The sequence below is a fragment of the Micromonospora sp. B11E3 genome (genome assembly GCF_039871625.1).
Lineage (GTDB): Bacteria > Actinomycetota > Actinomycetes > Mycobacteriales > Micromonosporaceae > Micromonospora.
Genome location: NZ_JBDPMC010000044.1, coordinates 1 through 23,502 on the forward strand (window position 1 = coordinate 1; position 23,502 = coordinate 23,502).

Below are 23,502 nucleotides of genomic sequence, written 5' to 3' on the forward strand. Positions count from 1 at the left end.
CCGACCAAGCCCGCAAGACCTGGCAGGACGACTACGCCCTGCGCGCCGGCGTGGAAGGCACCATCCACCAAGCCATCGCGATCACCGGCATCCGCCACGCCCGCTACCGCGGCCTACCGAAAACCCGTCTCCAACACGCATTCTCCGCAATAGCCCTGAACCTGACCAGGCTCGATGCCTGGTGGAACGACCAGCCCCTCGACCGAACCAGAACAAGCCACCTCGCCCGCCTCGACTACACCCTCGCCGCCTGAACGAATTCGGCAACAGGGTCGCCAACCGCGCCAAAGCCAGACGGAAAGTGGCGCGCGCGCATTCGCGAGTGCGTGACGCCCGCCGGGACTTCCTCCACCAGCAGTCCACGACCCTGGTACGCCGGTTCGCCGCCATCGCCGTCGAGGACCTGGCGGTGGCGAACATGGTCCGCAACCGGTCCCTGGCCAAAGCCATCTCCCGCACCGGTTGGGCCGAGTTCCGTACCCTGCTCACCTACAAGGCCCACCGCGACGGCCGCACCCTCGCCGTCGTGGACCGCTGGTACCCGTCGTCGAAAACCTGCTCGACGTGCGGGCACCTGCTCGCCACACTCTCCCTCGGCACACGCCACTGGCGGTGTCCGAGTTGCGGCACCCGGCACGACCGGGACGTCAACGCCGCCAAGAACATCGCCGTCGCGGCCGGGCTGGTCGAGACGCAAAACGCCTGCGGAGCGGACGTCAGACACGAAGGTTCTCCTTCCGTGCTGTCTGCGGTGAACCAGGAACCCCAACCCGCGAGGGTCGGAATCCCACGCCTCTAGGCGGGGGAGGATGTCAATTCACCGCGTTGTACGCGCTGACCATGCCCGCGCCGTAGAACCCGTTACGCTCCCCGCCGGAGCAGGTCGCGTCGTACAGGTGCGGGTTGGCGGCGCTGATCAGCGGCACCGGGTTGTACACGCCCGCCGGGCACGACTGCGCCACGGAGGTGCGCTCCAGGAACGACGCCAGCTGGCCCGGCGTCAGGTCCGGGTGCGCCGACAGCGCCAGGGCGGCGACGCCGGTCGCGTGCGGACCGGACATCGAGGTGCCCTGCTTGTAACCCCAACCGTCGGTCCGGGTCACGGTGTTGAAGGTGGTGGACAGGATGGCGTCGGCGATGGTCGACCGGACACCCTGCGTACGGAACCGGGTGTCGCCACCCGGGGCCGTGACGTCGACGACGCCCTGGCCGTACGAGGAGTAGTAGCTCTTCTGCCCGGTCGGGCCGACCGCCGACACCGTCACCACGCCCGGCGCCTCGGCCGGCAGGTCGAGGCAGGCGTTGGTGAGGTCCTCGCGCAGCTCCGGCGTCCCGGTGTTCGGGCTGCCGTCGTCGGTGATCTTGTGCGCGAGGTCGAAGTTGGAGTTACCCGCGGAGGCGACGTTCAGCACGCCCTTGCTCTGCGAGTAACGGATGGCGCGCTGCACCGCCTGCCACACCGGACGCTGGCGCACGTCGTTGCGGCAGTTCAGCTCCCACGGGTCGATGTAGTAGCTGTTGTTGGTCAGCTGCATGCCGTGCTCGGCGGCCCACACGAACCCGCAGACCGCGGCCTCCGGGAAGATGAAGCCGTCGTTGTTCACCACCTTGACCGCGGCGACCTTGACGCCCGGGGCGACACCGGTCACGCCGACGCCGTTGACGGCGGCGGCGATGGTGCCGGCCACGTGGGTGCCGTGGTCGGAGTTGGTCGGGTTCCAGGACGCCTCGGTGGTGTCGGCGACACCGCCCAGGCAGGACGCGCTCTTGTCCTTGGCGATCTGGCTGGCCAGGTCGGGGTGGCTGCTGGAGATGCCGCTGTCCAGCACGCCGACGACCACGTTCGAGCTGCCGTTGGTAACCGCGTGGGCCTGCGGAACGCCGATCATCGGCATGTCCCACTGCTGGCCGTACATCGGCTCCCTGGTCGGGTCGCCCGTGGCGTTGACGACGTCGGCCGCCGAGACCTCGACGGTCTCGCCCTCGTCGAGGGCGGTGCCGAGGCCGGCCGTGGTGGCCGCCGACTCGACGCCGGCGCCCTGCACGTCGCTGGTGAAGCTCGGGTTGGTCGACCGGACGACGAGCACGCCGATCTTGTCGTAGTTGGCCACCACCGTGCCGTTGGCGGCGGCCACCCGGGCGACCGCCTGCCCGGTGCCGGCGCCCTGCGGGGCGAGCACCAGGAAGGTGGCTTCCGGGCCGGTGGCCGCCGCCGGTGCCAGTCCGCCGGTGACGGCGAGACCGACGCCGAGCGTCACGGCGGACGCGGCGGCCAGGGTCTTGCGACGGAGGTTCTTCACGCAGACTCCCAGGGGCTGTTCCACCCCGACCCACGCCCCTGACGGGAGCCGGGCCGGCGGGAGACGGACAGGATGCCCGCCTCCGAGAACCCAGCGTAGGGAGTGTGACTCGCGTTACACACAGCCGTTCGGCCAGACAGGACCTGTCAGACGGTGGCCAGCGTGTGCGGTATCCCGTCGAGCAGCTCCCGGGCCAGGAAACCGATCCGGCCGAACTGGGGGATCAGGCGTTGTCCGCTCACCGCGTGCGCGAACGCCGCCCAGCAGGCCGCCAGCCCCGGGGTGATCACCGCGGCGTCAGACCGGTTCGGCATCGACCTCGTCCTCCCTGGTCGGCCGGGCGCCCTGCTGGCGCAGGTGGCGTACGTCGTTGAAGCTGTCGGGGCGCAGCCGGCCGTCGGCGTCGGCCGACCAGCTTGTGACCGAGCAGTTGGCGATGGAGTGTTGCCGCGTCAGCGCCATCAGGTCCGCCTCGGCCAGCCCCTCCACCAGGTAGCGGAGCACGAAGACCAGCGCGTCGTGGCCGAACAGCAGCACCCGGCCGCCGGCGTGGTCGCGGCGCAGGTCGGCGAGCAGGGTACGCAGCCGCAGCGCCACGTCCGTCCACGACTCCCCGCCCGGCGGCCGGTAGTAGAACTTGCCCAGGCGGGCCCGCCGCTGCGTCTCCTCGGGGAACCGCCGGGCCACCCCGTGCTCGGTCAGCCCGTCCAGGATGCCCAGCTCCCGGTCGCGCAGCCGCTCGTCCCGGCTCAACTCGATGCCGGTGCCGGCGAGGGCCAGCTCGGCGGTGCGCACCGCCCGCAGGTACGGCGACGTCACTGCCACGTCCGGGCGGCGTTCCCGGGGCAGGCCGGCGAGCCAGCGGCCCGTGGCGCCGGCCTGCTCCTCGCCCGTGGGGGAGAGCGGCACGTCCGGGTCGCGGTGGTTCAGCGCGATCAGCTCCGCGCCGGCCGCCTCCGCCGTGGTCGCCGCGACGTTGGCCGTGCTCTCGCCGTGCCGGACGATCCACAGCGCCGCCAGTTCCGCCATGCGGCCACCCGTACCCGACGGCTCCGGCGGCCAATCGCGGACCCGTCCGGACGGCGCGTGAAACCGGTCCTGCCGGGTATGCGCGCGCTACACCGAGACGCGACAGGGGAGGTAACCGGTGGCAACGATGGTCAAGGAATCGATGAGCCCGCTGAAGGACAAGAACTACGACCTCATCCACACGATGCAGATGTCGCTGGAGCAGGTCTACCGGATGGAGACGTACATCTCCGACGCCGACTCCCGCGGCGACAACGAGTTGGCCTCCTGGTTCCGGAAGATCCAGGACAACAACCGCAAGGCGGGCGAGCAGGCCAAGCAGATGCTGATGGACCGGATCCAGAAGGAGAAGGGCTGACCGACGACGCGGCGGCCGGGTGGGCGGTTGCGTTCACCCGGCCGCCGCGCGTGCGGCGGACCAGGGCACCCGTACGCCGTGCCCGTCCCGGCCGGCCGTCAGGTCGTTGACCGGAGCTGCCCCGCGAGCACCCGGGGCGGCGACCGGGCGCATCGAGTCGGCACAATGTTCCCGCGCCGGCGGTGGGCCGGCCGGGAAGGAGTGCGCGATGACGGTGCTCAGGGGTCTGCGGGAGGCGCTGGTGCTGTTCGTCGTCGCCATCGTGCTCGCCGCGCTGGCCATGGGTGTCTGGACGCTGCTCAGCGGCGGCGACTTCGTCTTCCGGCTCGGGGTGTCGCTCGTCGTCGCGGGCACCCTGCTCGGGCTCACCGGCGACCTGACGCTGAGCCGGATCGGGATGCTGGGCGCCCGGGCCACGTTCGGCCTCGCCCCCGAACGCGAGGACGCCGGCGGCGGCCGGGTGCTCACCGGGGTCGGCATCTTCCTGTTCGTGTCGCTGCCGCTCATGGCCGTCGGGGTGGCGCTGCTGTCCTGACCCCACCCGGACCCGAAAGGCCGTGTTGGCCGGCCGCGCGTCGTACGGTGTGGGGCGTGGCGGGCGCCGAGGAGATCCGGGTCGGGGAGCGGGTGGTGCGTGTCTCCAGCCCGGACAAGCCGTACTTCCCGGAGCGCGGGCTGACGAAGCTCGACGTGGTGCGGTACTTCCTCGCCGTCGGCGACGGGATCCTGCGCGCGCTGCGCGACAGACCCACCATGCTGGAACGCTGGCCCCGGGGGGTCTTCCCCGGCGCGAGGATCGCCACCCGGCAGGACAACCGGGGCGACGCGTTCTACCAGAAGCGGCTGCCCGCCGGCGCGCCCGACTGGGTCCGCACCGCGCACATCACCTTCCCGAGCGGGCGCACGGCCGACGAGGTCGCGCCGAGCGAACTGGCCGTGGTGGCCTGGGCGGCGAACCTGGGCACCCTGCGCTTCCACCCGTGGCCGGTCACGGCCGCCGACGTGGACCGCCCCGACCAGTTGCGCATCGACCTGGACCCGCTGCCCGGGGTCGACTTCGCGCAGGTGGTGCCGGTGGCCCACGAGGTGCGGGCGTTCCTCGCCGAACTGGGCATGACCGGCCACCCGAAGACCACCGGCGGTCGGGGGCTGCACGTGTACCTGTCGATCGAGCCGCGGTGGAGCTTCGGCGACTGCCGCCGGGCGGTGCTGGCGCTGGGCCGGGAGATGCAGCGGCGCCTACCGGACCTGGTCACCACCACCTGGTGGCGCGAGCAGCGGGACCGGCCGGTCTTCGTCGACTACAACCAGATGTCGCGCGACCACACCATGGCCTCGGCGTACTCGATCCGGCCCACCCCGGCGGCCCTGGTGTCCGCGCCGTTGGACTGGTCCGAGCTGGACGACGCCCGGCCGGAGGACTTCGACGTGTCGAGCATGCCGGCCCGGTTCGCCGAGCGCGGCGACCCGCACGCCGGCCTCGACGGGCCGCGCTTCTCCCTCGAACCGCTGCTGGAGCTGGCCGACCGTGAGGGCCTGGCGGCCCCGCCGGAGCGCTGACCCACCCGCCGGGTCCATTCCCTCACTGCCAGGGGCTCTGCGTGCCGTCGAACTCCCGGAAGACCAGCCAGGTCCGGGTGGACAGCACCCCGGCGATGCTCTGCACCCGCTCCAGCACCACGTCCCGCAGCGTGGCGTTGTCCGGCGCCCGGACCAGGGCGAGCACGTCGTGCTCGCCGCTGAGCAGCGCGACGTGCTCGACGTAGTGCACCCGGGCCAGCTCCGCCGACACCTCCCGCCAGGTGTTCTGTTCGATGGTCAACGCGATGTAGGCGGACGTGCCCAGCCCGGCCGGCTCGGGCACCACCCGCGCCTGGAACCCGGCGATCACGCCGTCGCGCAGCAGCCGCTCCACCCTGGCGTACGCGTTGGTGCGGGAGACGTGCACCCGGTCGGCCAGCGTACGCACCGACATTCGTCCATCCCGAACCAGCTCGTCCAGGATACGTCGGTCGATCTCGTCGAGCGGCCCGGCCGAACGTCCCGCCCCGTGCGCCGAGCCCGGCCCGGGGCTGGTCTCCTGGCTCACATCCGCCCCTCTCGCATGCCATTCATCCCGCGTTGGTTGTGAATCTTGAGTCAATCATCCAACGGCAGGAGCATAGGGCCACCACACGTCCAGGAGGTCCTCGCCGTGACGACCACACCCCCGGCGGTTCGCAGGGCATCCCCTCGCACCCGCCCTCCGGCCAAGAAGCCCACCAAGGCACCGGCCACCCGAGAGCAGGCGGCCACCGACCCGTCCGTCGCCCTGCTCCCGCAGATCGACCCCGTCCGGCTGCTGGAGCCCGACGGCACCCCGCGACCGGCCCGCGCCGACTATCCCGAGCCGCCCGTCGAGACGCTGCGCGAGATGTACCGCAGGATGGTGGTCGGCCGTCGCTTCGACGCCCAGGCCACCGCCCTGACCAAGCAGGGCCGCCTCGCCGTCTACCCGTCGTCCCGTGGGCAGGAGGCCTGCCAGGTGGGCGCCGTGCTCGCCGTACGGGACACCGACTGGGTGTTCCCGACCTACCGCGAGTCCATGGCCCTGGTCGCCCGGGGCATCGACGCCGTCGAGGTGCTCACCCTGCTGCGCGGCGACTGGCACTGCGGGTACGACCCGGCCGCCCGGCACACCGCCCCCCAGTGCACCCCCCTCGGCACCCAGTGCGTGCACGCCGCCGGGCTCGCCTACGGCGAGGCCCACCAGGGGCGCGACACCGTGGCGCTGGCGTTCGTCGGCGACGGCGCCACCAGCGAGGGCGACTTCCACGAGGGCGTGAACTTCGCCGCGGTCTTCAAGGCCCCGGTGGTCTACTTCGTGCAGAACAACAGGTACGCCATCAGCGTCCCGCTGTCCCGGCAGACCGCCGCGCCGAGCCTGGCGTACAAGGGGATCGGCTACGGCGTGCCCAGCGAGCAGGTCGACGGCAACGACCCGGTCGCCGTGCTCGCCGTGCTCGCCCGCGCCGCCGAGCACGCCCGCGCCGGCCACGGCCCGTTCCTGGTCGAGGCGCACACGTACCGGATGGAACCGCACACCAACGCCGACGACGCCACCCGCTACCGCGACGGCGCCGAGGTGGACGCCTGGCGCGACCGCGACCCGGTCGCCCGGCTGGAGACGTACCTGCGCTCGCGCGGGGCGCTCGACGACGCCGCCGTCGCGGCGATCGCCGAGGAGGCCGAGGCGTACGCCGCCGACCTGCGCGGGCGCATGCACGACAAGCCCGAGGTCGACCCGCTCAGCCTCTTCGAGCACGTGTACGCCGAGCCGACCTCCCAGCTCGTCGAGCAGCGCGACCTGGTCCGCGCCGAACTGGCCGCCGCCGACGGGGAGGGGGACGCCTGATGGCCGCCACCACCATGGCGAAGGCGCTCAACGCCGCGCTCGCCGACGCGCTGGCCGACGACGAGCGGGTGCTCGTCTTCGGTGAGGACGTCGGCAAGCTCGGCGGCGTCTTCCGGATCACCGACGGCCTCCAGACCCGCTTCGGGGACAGCCGCTGCTTCGACACCCCGCTCGCCGAGGCCGGCATCGTCGGCTTCGCGGTCGGCCTGGCCATGTCCGGGCTGCGGCCGGTCGTGGAGATGCAGTTCGACGCGTTCGCGTACCCGGCGTTCGAGCAGATCGCCTCGCACGTGGCGAAGCTGCGCAACCGCACCCGCGGCGCGCTGAGCGTGCCGATGGTCATCCGCGTCCCGTACGCGGGCGGCATCGGCGGCGTGGAGCACCACTGCGACTCGTCCGAGGCGTACTACGCGCACACCCCCGGCCTGAAGGTGGTCACCCCGGCGACCGTCGCCGACGCGTACTCGCTGCTGCGCGAGGCCATCGCCGACCCCGACCCGGTCGTGTTCATGGAGCCGAAGAAGCTCTACTTCTCCAGCGCGGAGGCCGAGCTGCCCGCCCGTACCGAGCCGTTCGGCCGGGCGGTCGTACGCCGGCAGGGCCGCGACGCCACCCTCGTCGCGTACGGGCCGGCCGTGCCGGTGGCCCTGGAGGCCGCCGAGGCCGCCCGCGAGGAGGGCTGGGACCTGGAGGTCGTGGACGTGCGCACGATCGTGCCGTTCGACGACGCCACGATCACCGCCTCGGTGCGCAGGACGGGCCGGTGCGTGGTGGTCCAGGAGGCGCAGGGCTTCGCCGGCGTCGGCGCGGAGATCGCCGCCCGGGTGCAGGAGCGCTGCTTCCACGCCCTGCACGCCCCGGTGCTGCGGGTCGCCGGCCTGGACATCCCGTACCCGGCGCCGATGCTGGAGCACACCCACCTGCCCGGCGTGGACCGGGTGCTCGACGCGGTGGCCCGGCTCCAGTGGGACGACCAGCCCGACCCGCGGTGGGTGGCGGCATGACCACCACTACCGGCACCCAGGTCTTCCTGCTGCCCGACCTCGGGGAAGGGCTCAGCGAGGCCGAGATCGTCGAGTGGCGGGTCGCCGTCGGCGACGTGGTCACGGTGGACCAGACCGTCGTCGAGGTGGAGACCGCCAAGGCCGTCGTGGACGTGCCCTGCCCGTACGCCGGGCGGGTGGTGGCCCTGCACGGGGCGGCCGGCGAGACCCGCCCCGTCGGCCAGCCGCTGATCACCATCGCGCCGCTGGACTCCGCCGCCGGCGACGAGCCCGCGGGGCACGCCGCGTACCGGGAGGAGGAGCGCGCCGGCTCCGGCAACGTCCTCATCGGGTACGGCACCGGGCACGGCGGGACGGGCCGCCGGCGGCGCCGCCCGCGTCTCGCGGTCGTCCCGGAACCCGCGTCCCGGGCCCCCGAGCCGTGGCCGGCGGAACCCGTCGCCGCCCCGGCGCCCGCCCCGACCGGGCCCGCGCTGGTCATCTCGCCGATCGTCCGGCGGCTGGCCCGCGAGCACGGCATCGACCCGGCCACCCTGCGCGGCACCGGGCCCGGTGGGGTGGTGCGCCGCGCCGACGTCGAGGCCGCCCGCGCCGCGGCGCCGGCCGCCCGGCCCGGGCCGGATCGGGCCGCGCCGACCGCCGACGACCTGGTCATCCCGCTCACCGGCATCCGCAGGGCGATCGCGGACAAGCTCTCCCGCAGCCGCCGGGAGATCCCCGAGGTGACCGTCTGGGTCGACGTGGACGCCACGGCGCTGGTGGAGACCCGCCGCGCGATCAACGCCGCGACCCCGGACGAGCCGGTGAGCATCCTGGCCCTGCTGGCCCGGATCTGCCTCAGCGGGTTGCGCCGCTTCCCGCAGCTCAACGCCCGCGTCGACACCGAGGGGCAGCGGATCGTCCAGTCGCGCGGGGTGCACCTGGGCATCGCCGCGCAGACCGACCGGGGCCTGGTCGTCCCGGTGCTGCGCGACGCCCAGCGGCTCACCACCCGGGAGCTGGCCGTGGCCCTGGCGGAGACGACCGCCGCGGCCCGGGCCGGCACCCTGCCGCCGGCCCGCCTCACCGGCGGCACCTTCACCCTCAACAACTACGGGGTGTTCGGCGTCGACGGCTCCACCCCGATCATCAACCACCCCGAGGCGGCGCTGCTCGGGGTGGGGCGGATCGTGGACAAGCCGTGGGTCGTCGACGGCCAGCTCGCCGTGCGCAAGGTGACGCAGCTCAGCCTCACCTTCGACCACCGGGTGTGCGACGGCGGGGTGGCCGGCGGCTTCCTGCGCCACGTCGCCGACTGCGTCGAGCAGCCCGCCCTGCTGGTGGCGAACGTGTGACCCCGGTGTCCGGTCCCGGCGCACCACGGGACCGGACACCGGCACCCCACCCCCGCGAAAACTACGCGCGCCACCCCGGCGGCCCATTCCGGTCGCCATTTGTTCGCAGCTCCCCGATCGCGGACAGCGTGGCATTTCCGGACGCAATTGCGCCGGCCGCCGCGAAACGGTGCCGAGAGCGCGATATTCCGCGATTCCGGCCGGCCCGGTACGCGTTTTCCGCCCCCGCCGGGCGGGAAGACGGCGCCGTCGACGAAAGGGGCCGTCGACAGCCGCCCGGGCGGACCCGGCGGCCCGACCGCCGAGGGGAGAGCCGAGTGCCGTTCGTGGGGCTGCCCGACGCCGTCCGGTACCGCCGCCCGGCCGTCGCCGGGGCGCCGCTGCACTGCGACGCGACCCAGTACGGGCTGCGCGGCGACGGGGTGACCAACGACCAGCCGGCGCTGGCCGCCCTGGTGGACCGCCTCGGCGACGGCTACGCCGCCGACGGGCGGGCGCGGGTGATCTACTGCCCGCCGGGCATCTACGCCATCCGGGACGCGGGCACGGTCTGGCGCAGCGGGGTCTCGCTGATCGGGGCCGGTCCCGGCGCCACCCGGTTCCTGCTCAGCAACGAGGGCAACCGCGCCGACCCGACCCCGCTGGCGTTCTGGACCGCGGTCCAGCACGGCGCCGGCCGGGACCGGCACCTCGCGGACTGCACGTTCGCCGACTTCGAGATCGACGGTTCCGGAGTGGCCATGGCCGAGTACAGCTACCTCGCCAAGGGCCTGGGCCTCCAGTACGTGGTGCGCGGGTCGTTCCGCAACCTCTACATCCACCACACCGCCGCGACCGGGCTGGGCTGCGACTTCCTCCAGGACTGCCTGATCGAGTCGGTGATCGCGGTCGGCTGCGGCCGGCTGGACAACGGGGAGGAGATGGGCGGCGCGGGCATCGGCGTCGGCATCGGCGGCTGGGGGACGGTGGAGCGCCTCACGATCGCCAACTGCACCACCGTCGGCAACGGCACCAACGGCATCTTCCTGGAACTGCAGAAGCGCGGCTGGCCGCCGCCGCGCGGCTACCGGATCGTCGGCTGCCACAGCCAGGGCAACCGGTTCGGCATCTCCGACTGGGGTGCCGACGGGCTGATCGTCTCGGCCTGCACCCTCACCGGCAACCTGGAGGCCGGCTTCGACGTCTCCGCCAAGGGGACTTCGGGGGTCGCGGGGCGGGGCGGCCTGCTGACCGACTGCGTCATCGACGGCAACGTCCGCGACGGGATCAGCATGGGCAACACCCCCGGTCCGTACACCGTCCGGGGCAACCGGATCAGCGGCAACGGCGCCCACGGCTACCACCAGCACAACCTGGGGCACGGCTACCAGGGCCCGGCGCGGGACGTGGTCATCGAGAGCAACGACGTCTGGGGCAACGGCCTGGACGGCATCCGGATCGACCGGCCGATGGCCGACGCGGTGCTGCTCAACAACCGCGTCCGCAACAACGGCCGGCAGTGCGCCGGCGCGTGCGTCGGGGGCGGCGAGTCGGTCCGCTACAACGACAAGTCGCTGGTCGACCGGTCGGCGAACTGGCCGGACGACGGCCACCGGGGCAAGGTGCTGCGGGTGGGCAAGCGCGTCGCGGTGGTGGCCGCGAACAACGCCACCGAGCTGACCCTCGCCCCGGTGCGCCCGGGCGCCTTCGCCGCCTGGAGCGGGGACACCCCGCCGCCCGGCGCCCCGTACGAGCTGCCGGCGGCGCCGGACTGTCGGGCCGGCGTCACCGTCAACGCCGCCGTCGACTCGGCCACGATCCGGGGCAACCGGATCTGGGACAACCACGACGACCGGACGCAGACCCACGGGCTGTGGATCACCGAGCGGGGCAGTTGCGTCGACTGCCGGGTGGAGGACAACGACCTGGCCGGCAACGCCGGACCCGCCATCCGGCTGGACACCCCGCCGACGGGCGGTCGGTGGGAACGCAACCACGGCGGCCAGGACTGCGACTGAGCGGACGGCCGGAGTCCGGGACGTACGGCGCCCCGGACGATGTTCGTCGCGCTTGCGGCGAAACCGCCGGTAATTGCTCCGCCCGCTTTCCGTAAACCGCGTCGGAAGGTGAGCCGGGCCGTACAGAATGTGGCCGAAGGGGGAGTGGAAATGGGGTGCGGAATATGGATCTGAGGCGGCGAATGACCCTGTTCGCGGTGGCCGTCGCGGCCACACCACTGGCCGTCGGCGGATGCACCGCCGACCGGAAGGCGGAGTCGGCGCGGGAGGCGTCGCCGCCGACGGTCACGCTGTCGCCCGCCGACCGGGCCCGGGAGGTCCCGATCAGCGCCGAGATCGGCACGACCGTGGCCCACGGCCGGGTCACCGCCGTCCGGCTCAGGGACGACAAGGGGGCCGAGGTCCGGGGGGAGCCCCGTGAGGACGGGTCGACCTGGGTGCCGAGCGAGCCGCTGGCCAACGGCCGGACGTACACCGCGGAGGTGACGGCGACCGGCGACCGGGGGAAGACCACCACGAGCACGACGACGTTCACCACGATGCGGAAGCCGAACACGCCACCGATCACCAGCACCCTCTACTTCACCGGCAACCAGACGTACGGCACGGCGATGCCGGTGACGGTGGCGTTCGAGCCGGGCGTGCCGAAGGAGGCCCGGGCGGACGTGCAGAAGCGGCTGTTCGTCAAGACCGACCCGCCGCAGCCGGGCACCTGGTCGTGGCTCGAGGACGGCACGCAGGTGTACTACCGCGCCCCGGACTTCTGGCGGCCCGGTACGAAGATCAGCGTCAGGGCCGCGTTGGAGGGGTTGCCCATCGGCAAGAGCCTCATCGGCGACGCCGACCGGAAGGCCACCTCGAAGATCGGCCGTCAGGTCGCCCTCGACATCGACAACGCCACCAAGCAGATGTCGGTGTTCCAGGACGGCAAGCTGCTGCGGCGCATCCCGGTCAGCCTGGGCAAACCGAGCACGCCCAGCTCCAGCGGCAAAATGGTGATCATGGAAAAGCACGACCGGACCACGTTCGACACCCGCGGCGAGCCGGACGGCGGCTACGTCGTGGACGTCGACGACGCCCAGCGGCTGACCTGGGGCGGCGAGTTCATCCACTCGGCGCCGTGGTCGGAGGGGGACCAGGGCTACACCAACGTCTCCCATGGCTGCGCCAACGTCTCCGCCACCGCGGCCGACTGGCTCATGGGGATCACCCAGGTCGGCGACCTCGTCACCGTCAAGGGCACCGAGGTGCAGTTGCAGGCGGGCAACGGCTGGACGGCGTGGAACGTCAGCTGGGACGAGTTCGCCAAGGGCAGCGCCCTGCCGGTCCCGGCGGGCCTGCGCCCGGCCCCGGCCGCGGTGCCGCACCCGGGCGCGGTCGCCGGGGGCAGCGCGCCCGCGCCGGCGCCCTCGGCCAGCGGCGGCTGATCAGGGGAGGAACGACCGCCGGGCCGGCCCGTCACCCACACGGTGGCGGGCCGGCCGCCGCCGGCCCTCCGGGTGGCTCAGGGTCAGACCCTGGATGTACCCGGAGTCACCCCCGAGGAGGGCGGAAATGTCGGTGGGGGCGGCTAAATTCTTGGTCATGCAGGAGGGCAACGACCGGTTCCACGTGCAGGTCGTCGTGGACGACCACGCGGTGCAGATGCGGGCGAGCGGCGAGATCGACATCGCCACCGTCGGCGCGCTCCGCTCGGCGCTCTGGGCCGCGCCGTCCCGGCCGCTGCTGCGGCTCGACCTCTCCGGTGTCCGGCTGCTCTCCGCCGCCGGAGTCCGGGCACTGGTCGCCGCCCACCGCCGCATCCGCGCCCGCGGCGGCGTGCTGGTGCTGGTCGACCCGGCGCCCACGGTCGCCCGTGTGCTGCGCGTGACGGGCCTGCACCGCGTCATCCCGATCCAAGAGGGCGTCCCGGTCGGGTCGCTGTCGCTCGTCGCGCCGGGCGGGTCGCTCGTCGCGCCGGGCGGGTCGCTCGTCGCGCCGGGCGGGTCGCTCGTCGCGCCGGGCGCGTTGCCCGTCGCGGCGTCGCTCGCCTGCCCGATGGGGTCGCTCGTGCCGGCGGCGCAGCCGTCCGCCGCGCCGGTGCTGGCCTGCGCCTGATCCCCCCGGCCGGCGCGCGGTCGAGCCGCCCGCCGGAGTCCGGTCGAGCGCCGGTGACGGGGTCGCCGGAACGTGCCGACGACCCCGTCCGCGCTAGCGGACGCCGAGCAGGTCGACGACGAAGACGAGCGTCTCGCCCGGCTTGATGACGCCGCCCGCGCCCCGGCTGCCGTACCCGAGGTGCGGCGGAATGGTCAGCTTGCGCCGGCCGCCGACCCGCATGCCCACGACGCCCTGGTCCCAGCCGGCGATGACGCGGCCCCCACCGAGCGGGAACTCGAACGCCTCGCCCCGGTTCCAGGAGGCGTCGAACTCCCGGCCGGTCGAGTGGGCGACCCCGACGTAGTGGACGGTGGCGCGCTGGCCGGGGCTGGCCTCCGGGCCCTCGCCGACGGTGATGTCCTCGATGACGAGATCGGCGGGCGGCGCGCCCTCGATCGGGCCAACCTCGGGCTTGTCCATGCCGTACGCCTCCTGATCGGTGTCTCCGGTGTGGTCACCGTCGATCCTGCCGGATCGTGATCCATCGATCCCCGGCGGTCCCGCCCGCCGCCGTCGCCCGCCGTCGCCCGCCAGCGTCGGCCGGCGCGCGCAGCGACAGCGAGCAGATACCGTCCACCCCCAGCACGTGACGGCGGGGCGCCACCGGGTGCGGTGGCGCCCCGCCGTGGGGGTGCGGATCGGGTCATCGCAGCCAGGGGAACCGCCGGACGATCGGCAGCCGCTTCCAGGTCCGGCCGAGGCCGAGGGTCTCTCCGGCGTCGGTGAGGGCGAGCACCGCCAGCACCGCGGTGTAGACGAGGTGGTCGTCCATGAAGGGGTTGTTCGCCGGGGGCAGGACGGCGGTCCACATCATCACCAGCAGCAGGCCACCGGTGACGGCGGCGATCCGCGTGCCGACGCCGAGCAGCAGGGCCGCCCCGATCCCGGCCAGGCCGGTCATGAACAGCCAGTCCGCCCAGGCCGCGCCGGCGATGCCGTGGTAGAGGCCCTCGAACGGGCCGGCGGTGCCGAAGGCGAGGAATCCCTTGGTCGGGCTGCCCCCGTTGATCCAGGCGTTCTTCGCCGCGGTCTCGTGGCCGAGGCCGAACGCCTTGTCGAGGAAGGCCCAGAGGAAGGTCCAGCCCAGGGCGATGCGGACGCCCGCGAGGACGTACCGGGTGGCCCGACCCCGGCGGGTCTCGGGCCCGGCCGCCGGGGTCGGCGTCCCGGCGGTGTCCCGGGGGGTCTCGGTCCTGGCCGTCGGTGCGGTGGTCCCGGCGGTGGTCCGCTCGATCGTCGCGGTCATGGTCTCCACGTCCCTTCCTGTGCCTCGCACCGCGCTTCCCGGTGACATCTTCATTGGACCCCCGTCACCGGCGTCCCGGTCAGGGCCGATGGGTCCGCTTCGGGTCGGGACCTTCGACCCGATCCACCCGGTCCGATCGACTCGGGGCGATGGGCGGCGCAGGTGTCAGGCGGGGTGGACGACGGGCCGGGCCAGCTGCGCGGCGAGCAGCGCGGGCGCCTCGGCCAGGGACGGGCCGTACCAGGTGAGATGCCGGCCGGAGACCAGGGCACACGGCGTGCCGGGGAAGGCCTCGGGGCCGTCGTCTGCGGTGAACCGGTACGGCTCGTCGGGCAGCACCACCAGCTCCGCCTCCGCCGCGCGCAGCTCGGCGAGGGCGGGGCGGGGATAGCGCTCGGCGTGCCCTGCGAAGGCGTTCGAGACGCCGAGCCGGCGCAGCACGTCGCCGGCGAAGGTGTCCGTGCCGAGCACCACCCACGGGCGACGCCACACCGGCACGACCGCCGGGCGGGCCTCCGCCGGCGTCGGCGCCGCCCAGGCTCGCCGGGCCGCCCGCAGCCAGCCCGGCTCCCCGGGTACGCCGAGCGCGGCGAGCAGTTCGGCCAGCTCCCGCAGCGCCTGCGGCACCGTACGGGGATAGGTGACGAGCACCGGCACCCCGGCCGCCCGCAGCGCGTCCGCGTCCTCCCGGCGGTTCTCCTCGACGTTGAGCAGGACCAGGTCGGGGCGCAGCGTGCGTACCCGGTCCAGGTCCGGGTACTTGGTGCCGCCGACCCGCGGCACGTCCAGCCCGACCGGGTGGGTGCACCAGTCCGTCGCGCCGACCAGCACCCGCGGCACGGTCACCGCCACGGCCTCGGTCAGCGACGGCACCAGGGACACCACCCGCACGGCGACCACCCTACGGTCCGGTCGGCGCCTCGGCCGACTCCGGGGCCAGCCGGGCCACGGGCACGCCCTCCCGGGCGGCCCACGCGACGGCGTGCCGGACGTCGGCCACGGGCAGCGGCCGCCGGGTGGTCACCGTTACCGCCGCGTGCACCGCGAAGGCGACGAACGGGTACGACTGGGCCAGCCCGGCGACCGCCTCGTGCACCTGGCCGGCCACCGCCACCGCCTGCTCCTCGGTCAGCGACGGCAGGATCAGCAGGTACTCCTGGTCCGTCAGGCGCACCGCCCGGTCGACCGGGCGCAGCGGGGCGGTGACCGCGCGGATCAGCGCCTGCGCCTCCCGGCCGGTGGTGCGCCGCCCCAACCGCTCCGGCACGCCGGGCGGCTCGTCGACCCGTACGCCCACCAACGCCACCGGCAGGGTGCCCGAGGCGGTGACCCCGTCCGCGTCCGTCCACCGCCGCATGCCCGGCTCGTCCAGCAGCGTCGGGCCGCCCTTGGCGGTCACCGCCCCGCCGTCCGGGCCCGTCGCCCGGCGCGCCCGCACGGCCCGCTCCGCGCGGGAGAACACCAGCCGCAGCGCCGCCTCGCCGCGCGTCTCGCCGGGCGTGGCGGGCAGGTCTCGTACCCGGAGCAGGACGTCGTCCACGGCGGCGCGGACCGGCGCGGGCAGCCGCTCGGCGAGCCGCTCGCGCAGCCGCAGCGCCTCGTGCAGCGCCTCGTCCCGGCGGAACCCCCACCGCCCCTCGAAGAGCCGGCCCGACTCCAGCGTGGCGGCGGGCTCGACCTCCGCCCGGTCGTACGCGACCAGGGCCGCGCCGAACCGGGGGGTCAGCGCGATCACGCTCCACTCCCGGGCCAGGTCCTCGGAATCGCCCAGGGCCACCCCGCACAGCCCGGCGGGCAGCGCCTCGGGACGCTGCCCCGCCACGCCCACCACGGTCACCGCGGCCGTCGCGGCGATCCGCGCCCAGACCGGCAGCTCCCGCTCCAGGTACGGCATTCGCTGGAACAGCGCCATGACCAGCAGCGGGCCGTCCTCGGCGGTGGCCAGCGCGGCCTGCTCGATGGCGTGGGAGACAGCGACGAGGCTGCGCTTGGTCAACAGTTCCGGGGCCCGTCCACTGTGCACCCGCTGAGCCTAGAGAACCCGGTCGCCGGGCGCGCGGGCCGCCCGGGTACCCGTGACGCGGGCCGCCCGCGTCGGGGCGGGTTTCCGGCGGCCTAGACTCGGGCCGGTCGACGGCGACGGATGGAACAGGCGGATGACGAGCACCGGTAGTGACCACGGCTCCCTGCTGCGCCCGCTCGTGGCGTCGACCGACCGCGGGCCGCTGCTCGCCCGTGGCGGCCAGCTGGTGTACGGCGCGCGGCGGCTGGTGGAACTGCTGCACGGCCGCCCGCCCGGCGTCACCGGTCACCAGTGGAACTCGGCCGGCCGGGAGTCGTTCGACTTCGTGATCTGCGCCGGCGACACCGGGCACCCGCTGTTCGCCGTGGAGATCGGGCCCCCGGCGGCGGCCGACCCCGCGGCGGGGCGCGGTGAGCGGATGAAGAACGCGCTCTGCGCGGCGGTGGGCCTGGCGGTGCTGCGGATCGTCTCGCCCACCCTGCGCGCCGCCGACCATGGCCGTCGCCTCGTCGAGTACGTCATCGACGCCCGCGGCTACGCCGATGCCGTCGGGCCCGAGCCGGAGCACGAGGACCCGGGCGAGGCCGCCCCGGTCGCGTTCCGGGAGATCGTCGGCCGGCTGCCCGACGGCCGCAGCGGGCACGTCAACGACCTCGGCGCGCTCGCCCGGGCCGCCGCGGTGGAGGCGTACGTGGCCCGGCGGCTGGCCGACCCGATCGTCCGGGGCCTGCACGTCCGCTGGAAGGACGGGCCGGCAGAGGGGCGGAGCTGGGTTGGAGGTGTCCCCCGGCCGCTGCCTGGTGGAGCGGGTCGAGGTGTGGGAGCACCGCTTCTCCTGCGGCGTGGACCCGGGCCGGCTCGCCGAGGACCTGGCCGCCGCGGCCGTCGGCGAGCGGCTGCGCGCCCCGGACGCCGCCGCGTCCGACCTCCTGACCCGGGAGCAGCTCGACCGGGACATCCGGCGGCTGCGGGAAAGGGGTGAGGAGATGCGGGACGGCTTCGGCTTCGCCCATCTCTGCGCCGACTGATTTCGGCCGCCCCATCCGGCGGTTCGCGCCGTCTGCCATCCCGCCGCTTCCCCGGTCCAGGTTGTGGACCTTCTCCCGCGCCGCTTCGCGCTTCGGGGGAACGGACAGGACCTTCCCGGCCATGCCCGCCCGGGGCGGCCGACGGTGCGGTAATGGCATCGTCGACCGTCGACGTGCGACGTCGGCGGCCGCACTGGTCATGGTCGATGTATCCCGTCCGGATGCCGTCCGCCCGGGCCATGAGTCGACGACCGGATCGGGCCGGGCGGCAATTCGATGGGCAGGATCCACGCGGGCGTGTCCGGCCGCCCGGCGGCGCGCGTGGCCGGTGCCGGATCGCTCCGCGTCCCAATGCCGGCGCGGCGAACGGACGTCAGCCTTCGACGTGGTGTGCGATCCGGGTGCGTCGAGCCGGCGGCGACGTCGCGAGGCGCGAAAGCCGGGGCCGCCCGGGGATCGAACCCCGGGACGGCCCCGCACCGTTTCCAAGCCCGCCGGCCCGCACCTGCCGTGGAATTTGCGTCGGGCGAAAAGCCCAGGTCGGCCGGTCTCCGGCGCGACCTCGGCGTGCCCGATCGCTGATCCGCGGAGCGGATCAGCGGTTGCGGATCAGCGGTTCTTGTAGGCCTCCACGACCGAGAGCGGGATCCGCCCGCGGTCGGAAATCTCGTACCCGTTCTTGGCTGCCCATTCCCGGATGGCGCGGTTCTGCTCGCGGTCCATTCCGGAGACGGCGGGCCGGCCGACGCGGCGGGTGGCCCGGCCGGTGTCGACCGGTCCCCGACCGATGCGTCGGCCAGCGTTGATGAAGGGGTCGAGTGCCTTGCGCAGGGTGCCGGCGTTCTCGTCGGAGACATCGATGGTGTACGCAACGCCATCGAGGCTGAACTCGACGGTCCGATCCGCCTGCCCGCCGTCGAGGTCGTCCGTCAGAACGGTGATTACTTTCCGGGCCATTGTCAATTACTCCTTGTGTGGGGCGGGGTGTGGTAAGAGTTTGACGTATGCCCCGCCAAATCCGCAAGAATATGCCCACCTGTAATCGGCGCGTCGCGTTAACCACCGCCGATTCCCGCGCCTGTGGTGGAAATTGCCAGTCTCGCGCGTGGCCTTCCGGCGGTCCCGTCCGGTTGCCGTCGAGTGTCGTGGATCACATTGGGGAAGAAGGGCGGCGCCCCGGGACTTGAGCCTGACACGCTCAACCCAACGCGATAGCAGGTGTTCGATGGCTAATCTTCCGGTACTTCCACTGACCGACGCCGTCCTGCTGCCCGGCATGGTCATCCCGGTGACCCTCGACCCGACCACCCAGGCCGCGGTCGACGCGGCTCGCGTCACCGGCGACAAGAAGCTTCTCGCCGTGCCCCGCATCGACGGCGAGTACGGCCCCGTCGGGGTCGTCGCCACGATCGAGAAGGTGGGCCGGCTGCCCAGCGGCGAACCCGCCGCCGTCGTCCGCGGCCTGTCCCGGGCCCGGATCGGCTCCGGCGTGCCCGGCCCCGGCGCCGCCCTCTGGGTCGAGGCGACCCACCTGCACGAGCCTGCCCCCACCGGCCGGGCCCGGGAACTCGCCCGCGAGTACCGCGCCCTGACGACCTCCCTGCTGCAACAGCGCGGCGCCTGGCAGGTCATCGACGCCATGGAGCGGATGACCGACCTGTCCGAGCTGGCCGACGCGGCCGGCTACGCGCCCTGGCTCAGCCTCGCGCAGAAGACCGAACTGCTCGGCGCGCCCGACGTCACCGCCCGCCTCGAGCTGCTGGTCGGCTGGGTGAAGGACCACCTGGCCGAGCAGGAGGTCACCGAGCGGATCAACACCGACGTCCGGGAGGGGCTGGAGAAGTCCCAGCGCGAGTTCCTGCTCCGCCAGCAGCTCGCCGCGATCCGCAAGGAACTCGGCGAGGACGAGCCGGACGGTTCCGCCGACTACCGGGCCCGGGTCGAGGCCGCCGAGCTGCCGGAGAAGGTCCGCGAGGCGGCACTGCGGGAGGTCGGCAAGCTGGAGCGGGCCAGCGACGCCTCCCCGGAGGCGGGCTGGATCCGCACCTGGCTCGACACGGTGCTGGAGATGCCGTGGACGACGCGTACCGAGGACAACACCGACCTCGACGCGGCCCGCGCGGTGCTCGACGCCGACCACGCCGGCCTGGCCGACGTGAAGGACCGCATCCTGGAGTACCTCGCGGTGCGCAACCGGCGCGCCGAGCGCAACCTCGGCGTGGTCGGCGGGCGCGGCTCCGGCGCGGTGCTCGCCCTCGCCGGCCCGCCCGGCGTCGGCAAGACCAGCCTCGGCGAGTCGGTCGCCCGGGCGCTCGGGCGCACCTTCGTCCGGGTGTCGCTCGGCGGCGTCCGCGACGAGGCGGAGATCCGCGGCCACCGGCGCACGTACGTCGGCGCGCTGCCCGGCCGGATCGTCCGGGCGCTGCGCGAGGCCGGCTCGATGAACCCGGTCGTGCTCCTCGACGAGGTGGACAAGCTGGCCGTCGGCTACGCCGGCGACCCGGCTGCCGCCCTGCTGGAGGTGCTCGACCCGGCGCAGAACCACACCTTCCGGGACCACTACCTGGAGGTCGACCTCGACCTGTCCGACGTGCTGTTCCTGGCCACCGCCAACGTGGTCGAGACCATCCCGGGCCCGCTGCTGGACCGGATGGAGCTGGTCACCCTCGACGGCTACACCGAGGACGAGAAGGTCGCCATCGCCCGCGACCACCTGCTGCCGCGGCAGCGGGAGCGGGCCGGGCTGACCGCCGACGAGGTGACGGTCGGCGACGAGGCGCTCGCCCGGATCGCGGGGGAGTACACCCGGGAGGCCGGCGTCCGGCAGTTGGAGCGGGCCCTGGCGAAGATCATGCGCAAGGTCGCGGTCGCCCTGGCGTCCGACCCGAACCCAATCCGCGTGGACACCGACAACCTGGCCCGCTACCTGGGCCGACCGAAGTTCACCCCGGAGTCGGCGGAGCGGACCGCGGTGCCCGGCGTGGCCACCGGCCTCGCCGTCACCGGCGCCGGCGGCGACGTGCTGTTCATCGAGGCGACCAGCATGGAGGGCGAGCCGGGGCTGACCCTGACCGGCCAGCTCGGCGACGTGATGAAGGAGTCCGGGCACATCGCGTGGTCGTACCTGCGCTCCAACGGGCGGCGGCTCGGGCTGGACCCGAACGCCCTCGCGGGCAGGCGGATCCACCTGCACGTCCCGGCGGGCGCGGTGCCCAAGGACGGCCCCAGCGCCGGCATCACCATGGTCACCGCGCTGGCGTCGCTGGCCAGCGGCCGGCCGGTACGCCCCGAGTTCGGGATGACCGGCGAGGTGACGCTCTCCGGCCGGGTGCTGCCCGTCGGCGGGGTGAAGCAGAAGCTGCTCGCCGCCCACCGCGCCGGCCTGACCGAGGTGATCATCCCGGCGCGCAACGAGCCGGACCTGGACGACCTGCCGGCCGAGGTGCGGGAGGCGCTGACCATCCACACCCTCGCCGACGTCGCCGACGTGCTCGCCCTGGCGCTGCGCCCGGCCGACGTCGACGCGGAGGCACTCGACGCGCCCGCGCTCACCGTGCGCTGACCGCAGGCCGCGAGTGACCGGCCGGCTCGCCGGCGGTCACTCGCGGCCCTGCCGTCACCCCCACGGTGAGCGCGGGATCCGCGGCGGGGACTCCAGCCGCTGCCAGCTGGCAGGCCTTACCCGCCGGGGTCGACGGGTGGGACCCGGGGTCGGTCACCGGTCCCACCCGCCTCCCACCCGCCGACGGGCGCGTCAGGGGCGCTGGCGACGCCGGTCACCGCCGTCGAACCGCCGGTCCCGGCCGTCGAAGCGGCGGCCCGGGTCGCCGCCGCCGTCGCCATCACGGTCGCGGCGCACCGTCGCCTTGCGGCCCTTGATGGTGCTGTTGCGCAGGCCGGCGATCACCTCGTCGGCCAGGCCGACCGGCACCTCCACCAGGGAGAACCGGTCGGCGATCTCGATCGAGCCGATGTCCCGCCCGCTGACCCGGGTCTCCCCGGTGATCGCCCCGACCAGGTCCTGCGGGCGTACGCCGGCGCGTCGCCCCAGCCCGACGAACACCTGCGTCGTACCAGCGCGGCCTCGGGCCGGACGCCGTTCGCGCGCCTCGTACCCGGGACGGGGCTCCCGGGGCGGGCGCACCGCGACCTGCGGGATCTCCTCTTCCTCCTCGGCGGCACCGGGCAGGGTGGCCTCGTGCGCCAGCTTCACCGCCGCGAGCGCGACCTCCATCATGTCGAACTCGTCCGACAGTGACTCGACGATCACCCGGTACGGCTCCAGGTCGTCCTCCAGCAGGCTCTCGCGCAGCGCCGCCTGGGTCAGCTCCAGCCGCCTGGTGCGCAGGTCCGCCACCGTTGGGATCTTGTCGACGTCGATCCGCTGCCCGGTCACCCGTTCGATGGTCTTGAGCATCCGGTGCTCGCGCGGCTCGGCGAGGGTGATCGCCACCCCCTCGCGCCCGGCCCGGCCCACCCGGCCGATCCGGTGCACGTACGACTCGGGGGCCGACGGCACGTCGTAGTTGACCACGTGGGTGAGCTGCTCCACGTCCAGCCCGCGGGCGGCCACGTCGGTGGCCACCAGCAGGTCGGCCGTGCCGGCGCGCAGCCGTCCCATCACCCGGTCCCGCTGCTCCTGGCTCATCCCGCCGTGCAGCGCCTCGGCCCGGTACCCGCGCCCGTTCATCGTCTCGGTGAGCCGGTCCACCTCCTCCCGGCTGCGGCAGAAGACGATCGCGGCGGTCGGGGACTCCACGTCGAGCACCCGGCCCAGCGCCGCCGGCTTGTGCGCCCGCGCGACGATGTACGCGCTCTGGCGCACCCGCGGCGCCTCCCCGGCCACCGGCTGTTCCCGCTCGATCTGGATGCGCACCGGGTCGGTCAGGTGCTGCCGGGCCATCCCGTCGATACGCGCCGGCATCGTCGCCGAGAACAGCACGGTCTGCCGCTGCTGCGGGGCGTGCTCCAGGATCGCCTCGATGTCCTCGGCGAAGCCCATGTCGAGCATCTCGTCGGCCTCGTCGAGCACCACCGTGGTCAACTCGCCCAGCCGCAGCGTGCCCCGGGCGATGTGGTCCAGCGCCCGCCCCGGGGTGGCCACCACCACGTCGACCCCGGCGTCGAGGGCGCGCAGTTGCCGGCCGATCGGCTGGCCGCCGTAGATCGGCAGCACCCGGGTGCCCAGGTCCTTGCCGTACCGGTGGAACGCCTCCGAGACCTGCACCGCGAGTTCCCGGGTGGGCACCAGCACCAGCGCCACCGGGTCACCGCCGGGCCGCTCGTCCGGCATCCGCTGCAGCAGCGGCAGCGCGAACGCGGCCGTCTTGCCCGTGCCGGTGGCCGCCTGGCCCAGCAGATCCTGCCCGGCCAGCAGGGGCGGGATCGCCTCCCGCTGGATCGGCGTCGGCTCCTCGTAGCCGAGCGTGGCCAGGGCGTGCAGCAGTTCGGCGCGCAGACCGAGGTCCGCGAAAGCGCCCGCGTCGTCGGGGTCGCCGGGGGTGGTGGGGTCGGTCGGTGTCGGTGCGGAACTCATGCCACAAGCCTTTCATCACGGCCCCGACGCCGCTTCGGCGACCGGCACAACCCGTCGGGGGCGGCGCCCCGGACGCCGTCCGGCGCGTTCGTGGTCGCGCGCGGGCACGACGGG

22 protein-coding genes and 1 pseudogene are annotated in these 23,502 nt (G+C 74.0%); 13 read left to right on the plus strand and 10 right to left on the minus strand.

Going from position 1 to position 23,502, the window contains the following annotated elements:
* Both ABGB16_RS20985 and ABGB16_RS20990 read left to right on the plus strand, forming a co-directional pair.
* Nucleotides 1-254: transposase (locus ABGB16_RS20985; RefSeq protein ID WP_347669792.1), on the plus strand; the 254-nt coding region annotated here is incomplete at its 5' end.
* Nucleotides 182-799: a transposase gene (locus tag ABGB16_RS20990; protein WP_347669793.1), complete on the plus strand. Its 618-nt coding sequence runs from the start codon at nt 182-184 to the stop codon at nt 797-799. The genes ABGB16_RS20985 and ABGB16_RS20990, both read left to right, overlap by 73 nt.
* 13 nt (nt 800-812) lie before the next feature.
* Here the strand turns inward: ABGB16_RS20990 and ABGB16_RS20995 are convergent, their stop codons facing one another.
* The 3 genes from ABGB16_RS20995 to ABGB16_RS21005 form a co-directional block, all read right to left on the minus strand.
* Nucleotides 813-2,300: a S8 family serine peptidase gene (locus ABGB16_RS20995; RefSeq protein WP_347669794.1), complete on the minus strand. Its 1,488-nt coding sequence runs from the start codon at nt 2,298-2,300 to the stop codon at nt 813-815.
* A 146-nt stretch (nt 2,301-2,446) separates the two neighbouring features.
* Nucleotides 2,447-2,614: a hypothetical protein gene (locus tag ABGB16_RS21000; protein WP_347669795.1), complete on the minus strand. Its 168-nt coding sequence runs from the start codon at nt 2,612-2,614 to the stop codon at nt 2,447-2,449.
* A complete protein-coding gene (locus ABGB16_RS21005) occupies nt 2,598-3,329 on the minus strand; it encodes a histidine phosphatase family protein (RefSeq protein ID WP_347669796.1) in 732 nt (243 codons plus the stop codon). Before ABGB16_RS21005 ends, ABGB16_RS21000 begins: the two co-directional genes overlap by 17 nt.
* Nucleotides 3,330-3,456: 127 nt before the next feature.
* Here ABGB16_RS21005 and ABGB16_RS21010 point away from each other — a divergent pair, with 127 nt between their 5' ends.
* The 3 genes from ABGB16_RS21010 (at nt 3,457) to ABGB16_RS21020 (ending at nt 5,247) form a co-directional block, all read left to right on the plus strand.
* Nucleotides 3,457-3,687, plus strand: coding sequence for a hypothetical protein (locus tag ABGB16_RS21010; RefSeq protein WP_347669835.1), 231 nt, complete (start codon nt 3,457-3,459; stop codon nt 3,685-3,687).
* 208 nt (nt 3,688-3,895) lie between these two features.
* Entirely contained in the window at nt 3,896-4,222 is a 327-nt protein-coding gene (locus ABGB16_RS21015; protein WP_347669797.1) for a hypothetical protein, read from the plus strand.
* A 47-nt stretch (nt 4,223-4,269) separates the two neighbouring features.
* The gene (locus tag ABGB16_RS21020; protein WP_347669798.1) at nt 4,270-5,247 is read left to right on the plus strand and encodes a DNA primase small subunit domain-containing protein; all 978 of its coding nucleotides are present in this window, start codon (nt 4,270-4,272) and stop codon (nt 5,245-5,247) included.
* Nucleotides 5,248-5,269: 22 nt separating this feature from the next.
* Here ABGB16_RS21020 and ABGB16_RS21025 read toward each other — a convergent pair whose 3' ends face one another.
* The gene (locus tag ABGB16_RS21025) at nt 5,270-5,776 is read right to left on the minus strand and encodes an Lrp/AsnC family transcriptional regulator (RefSeq protein WP_347669799.1); all 507 of its coding nucleotides are present in this window, start codon (nt 5,774-5,776) and stop codon (nt 5,270-5,272) included.
* Nucleotides 5,777-5,848: 72 nt separating this feature from the next.
* Between ABGB16_RS21025 and pdhA the strand changes: the two genes are divergently transcribed.
* The 6 genes and pseudogenes from pdhA to ABGB16_RS21055 all read left to right on the plus strand — a co-directional run.
* Nucleotides 5,849-7,081 (plus strand): pyruvate dehydrogenase (acetyl-transferring) E1 component subunit alpha, encoded by a 1,233-nt coding sequence (gene pdhA, locus ABGB16_RS21030; protein ID WP_347669836.1) that lies wholly within the window; start codon nt 5,849-5,851, stop codon nt 7,079-7,081.
* Nucleotides 7,081-8,085, plus strand: a complete 1,005-nt coding sequence (locus ABGB16_RS21035; protein WP_347669800.1) for an alpha-ketoacid dehydrogenase subunit beta — start codon at nt 7,081-7,083, stop codon at nt 8,083-8,085. Before pdhA ends, ABGB16_RS21035 begins: the two co-directional genes overlap by 1 nt.
* Nucleotides 8,070-9,419 carry a dihydrolipoamide acetyltransferase family protein gene (locus ABGB16_RS21040; protein WP_347669801.1) on the plus strand — a complete coding sequence of 450 codons (1,350 nt, stop codon included), beginning with the start codon at nt 8,070-8,072 and terminating at the stop codon, nt 9,417-9,419. The genes ABGB16_RS21035 and ABGB16_RS21040 overlap by 16 nt, the downstream gene beginning before the upstream one ends.
* A 317-nt stretch (nt 9,420-9,736) precedes the next feature.
* Complete coding sequence (locus tag ABGB16_RS21045) at nt 9,737-11,416, plus strand: right-handed parallel beta-helix repeat-containing protein (RefSeq protein WP_347669802.1); 1,680 nt, start codon at nt 9,737-9,739, stop codon at nt 11,414-11,416.
* Nucleotides 11,417-11,598: 182 nt separating this feature from the next.
* Complete coding sequence (locus tag ABGB16_RS21050; protein ID WP_347669803.1) at nt 11,599-12,843, plus strand: Ig-like domain-containing protein; 1,245 nt, start codon at nt 11,599-11,601, stop codon at nt 12,841-12,843.
* A 157-nt stretch (nt 12,844-13,000) separates the two neighbouring features.
* Nucleotides 13,001-13,312, plus strand: a pseudogene (locus ABGB16_RS21055) (STAS domain-containing protein); the annotation flags it as partial.
* 294 nt (nt 13,313-13,606) lie between these two features.
* On the opposite strand, the gene ABGB16_RS21060 reads toward ABGB16_RS21055, so the two are convergent.
* The 4 genes from ABGB16_RS21060 to ABGB16_RS21075 form a co-directional block, all read right to left on the minus strand.
* Nucleotides 13,607-13,975 (minus strand): FKBP-type peptidyl-prolyl cis-trans isomerase, encoded by a 369-nt coding sequence (locus ABGB16_RS21060; protein ID WP_347669804.1) that lies wholly within the window; start codon nt 13,973-13,975, stop codon nt 13,607-13,609.
* Nucleotides 13,976-14,198: 223 nt separating this feature from the next.
* Nucleotides 14,199-14,810, minus strand: coding sequence for a hypothetical protein (locus ABGB16_RS21065; protein WP_347669805.1), 612 nt, complete (start codon nt 14,808-14,810; stop codon nt 14,199-14,201).
* Nucleotides 14,811-14,966: 156 nt separating this feature from the next.
* A complete protein-coding gene (locus ABGB16_RS21070; RefSeq protein ID WP_347669806.1) occupies nt 14,967-15,692 on the minus strand; it encodes a helical backbone metal receptor in 726 nt (241 codons plus the stop codon).
* Between the two features lie 10 nt (nt 15,693-15,702).
* Entirely contained in the window at nt 15,703-16,824 is a 1,122-nt protein-coding gene (locus ABGB16_RS21075; RefSeq protein WP_347669807.1) for a DICT sensory domain-containing protein, read from the minus strand.
* A gap of 133 nt (nt 16,825-16,957) precedes the next feature.
* Between ABGB16_RS21075 and ABGB16_RS21080 the strand changes: the two genes are divergently transcribed.
* Nucleotides 16,958-17,806, plus strand: coding sequence for a DUF2726 domain-containing protein (locus ABGB16_RS21080; RefSeq protein WP_347669808.1), 849 nt, complete (start codon nt 16,958-16,960; stop codon nt 17,804-17,806).
* Between the two features lie 655 nt (nt 17,807-18,461).
* Here the strand turns inward: ABGB16_RS21080 and ABGB16_RS21085 are convergent.
* Nucleotides 18,462-18,809 carry an Lsr2 family protein gene (locus ABGB16_RS21085; protein WP_347669837.1) on the minus strand — a complete coding sequence of 116 codons (348 nt, stop codon included), beginning with the start codon at nt 18,807-18,809 and terminating at the stop codon, nt 18,462-18,464.
* Between the two features lie 268 nt (nt 18,810-19,077).
* Between ABGB16_RS21085 and lon the strand changes: the two genes are divergently transcribed.
* Complete coding sequence (lon, locus tag ABGB16_RS21090) at nt 19,078-21,414, plus strand: endopeptidase La (RefSeq protein WP_347669809.1); 2,337 nt, start codon at nt 19,078-19,080, stop codon at nt 21,412-21,414.
* A 192-nt stretch (nt 21,415-21,606) separates the two neighbouring features.
* Here the strand turns inward: lon and ABGB16_RS21095 are convergent, their stop codons facing one another.
* Nucleotides 21,607-23,388 carry a DEAD/DEAH box helicase gene (locus ABGB16_RS21095; RefSeq protein ID WP_347669810.1) on the minus strand — a complete coding sequence of 594 codons (1,782 nt, stop codon included), beginning with the start codon at nt 23,386-23,388 and terminating at the stop codon, nt 21,607-21,609.
* Between the last annotated feature and the right edge of the window lie 114 nt (nt 23,389-23,502).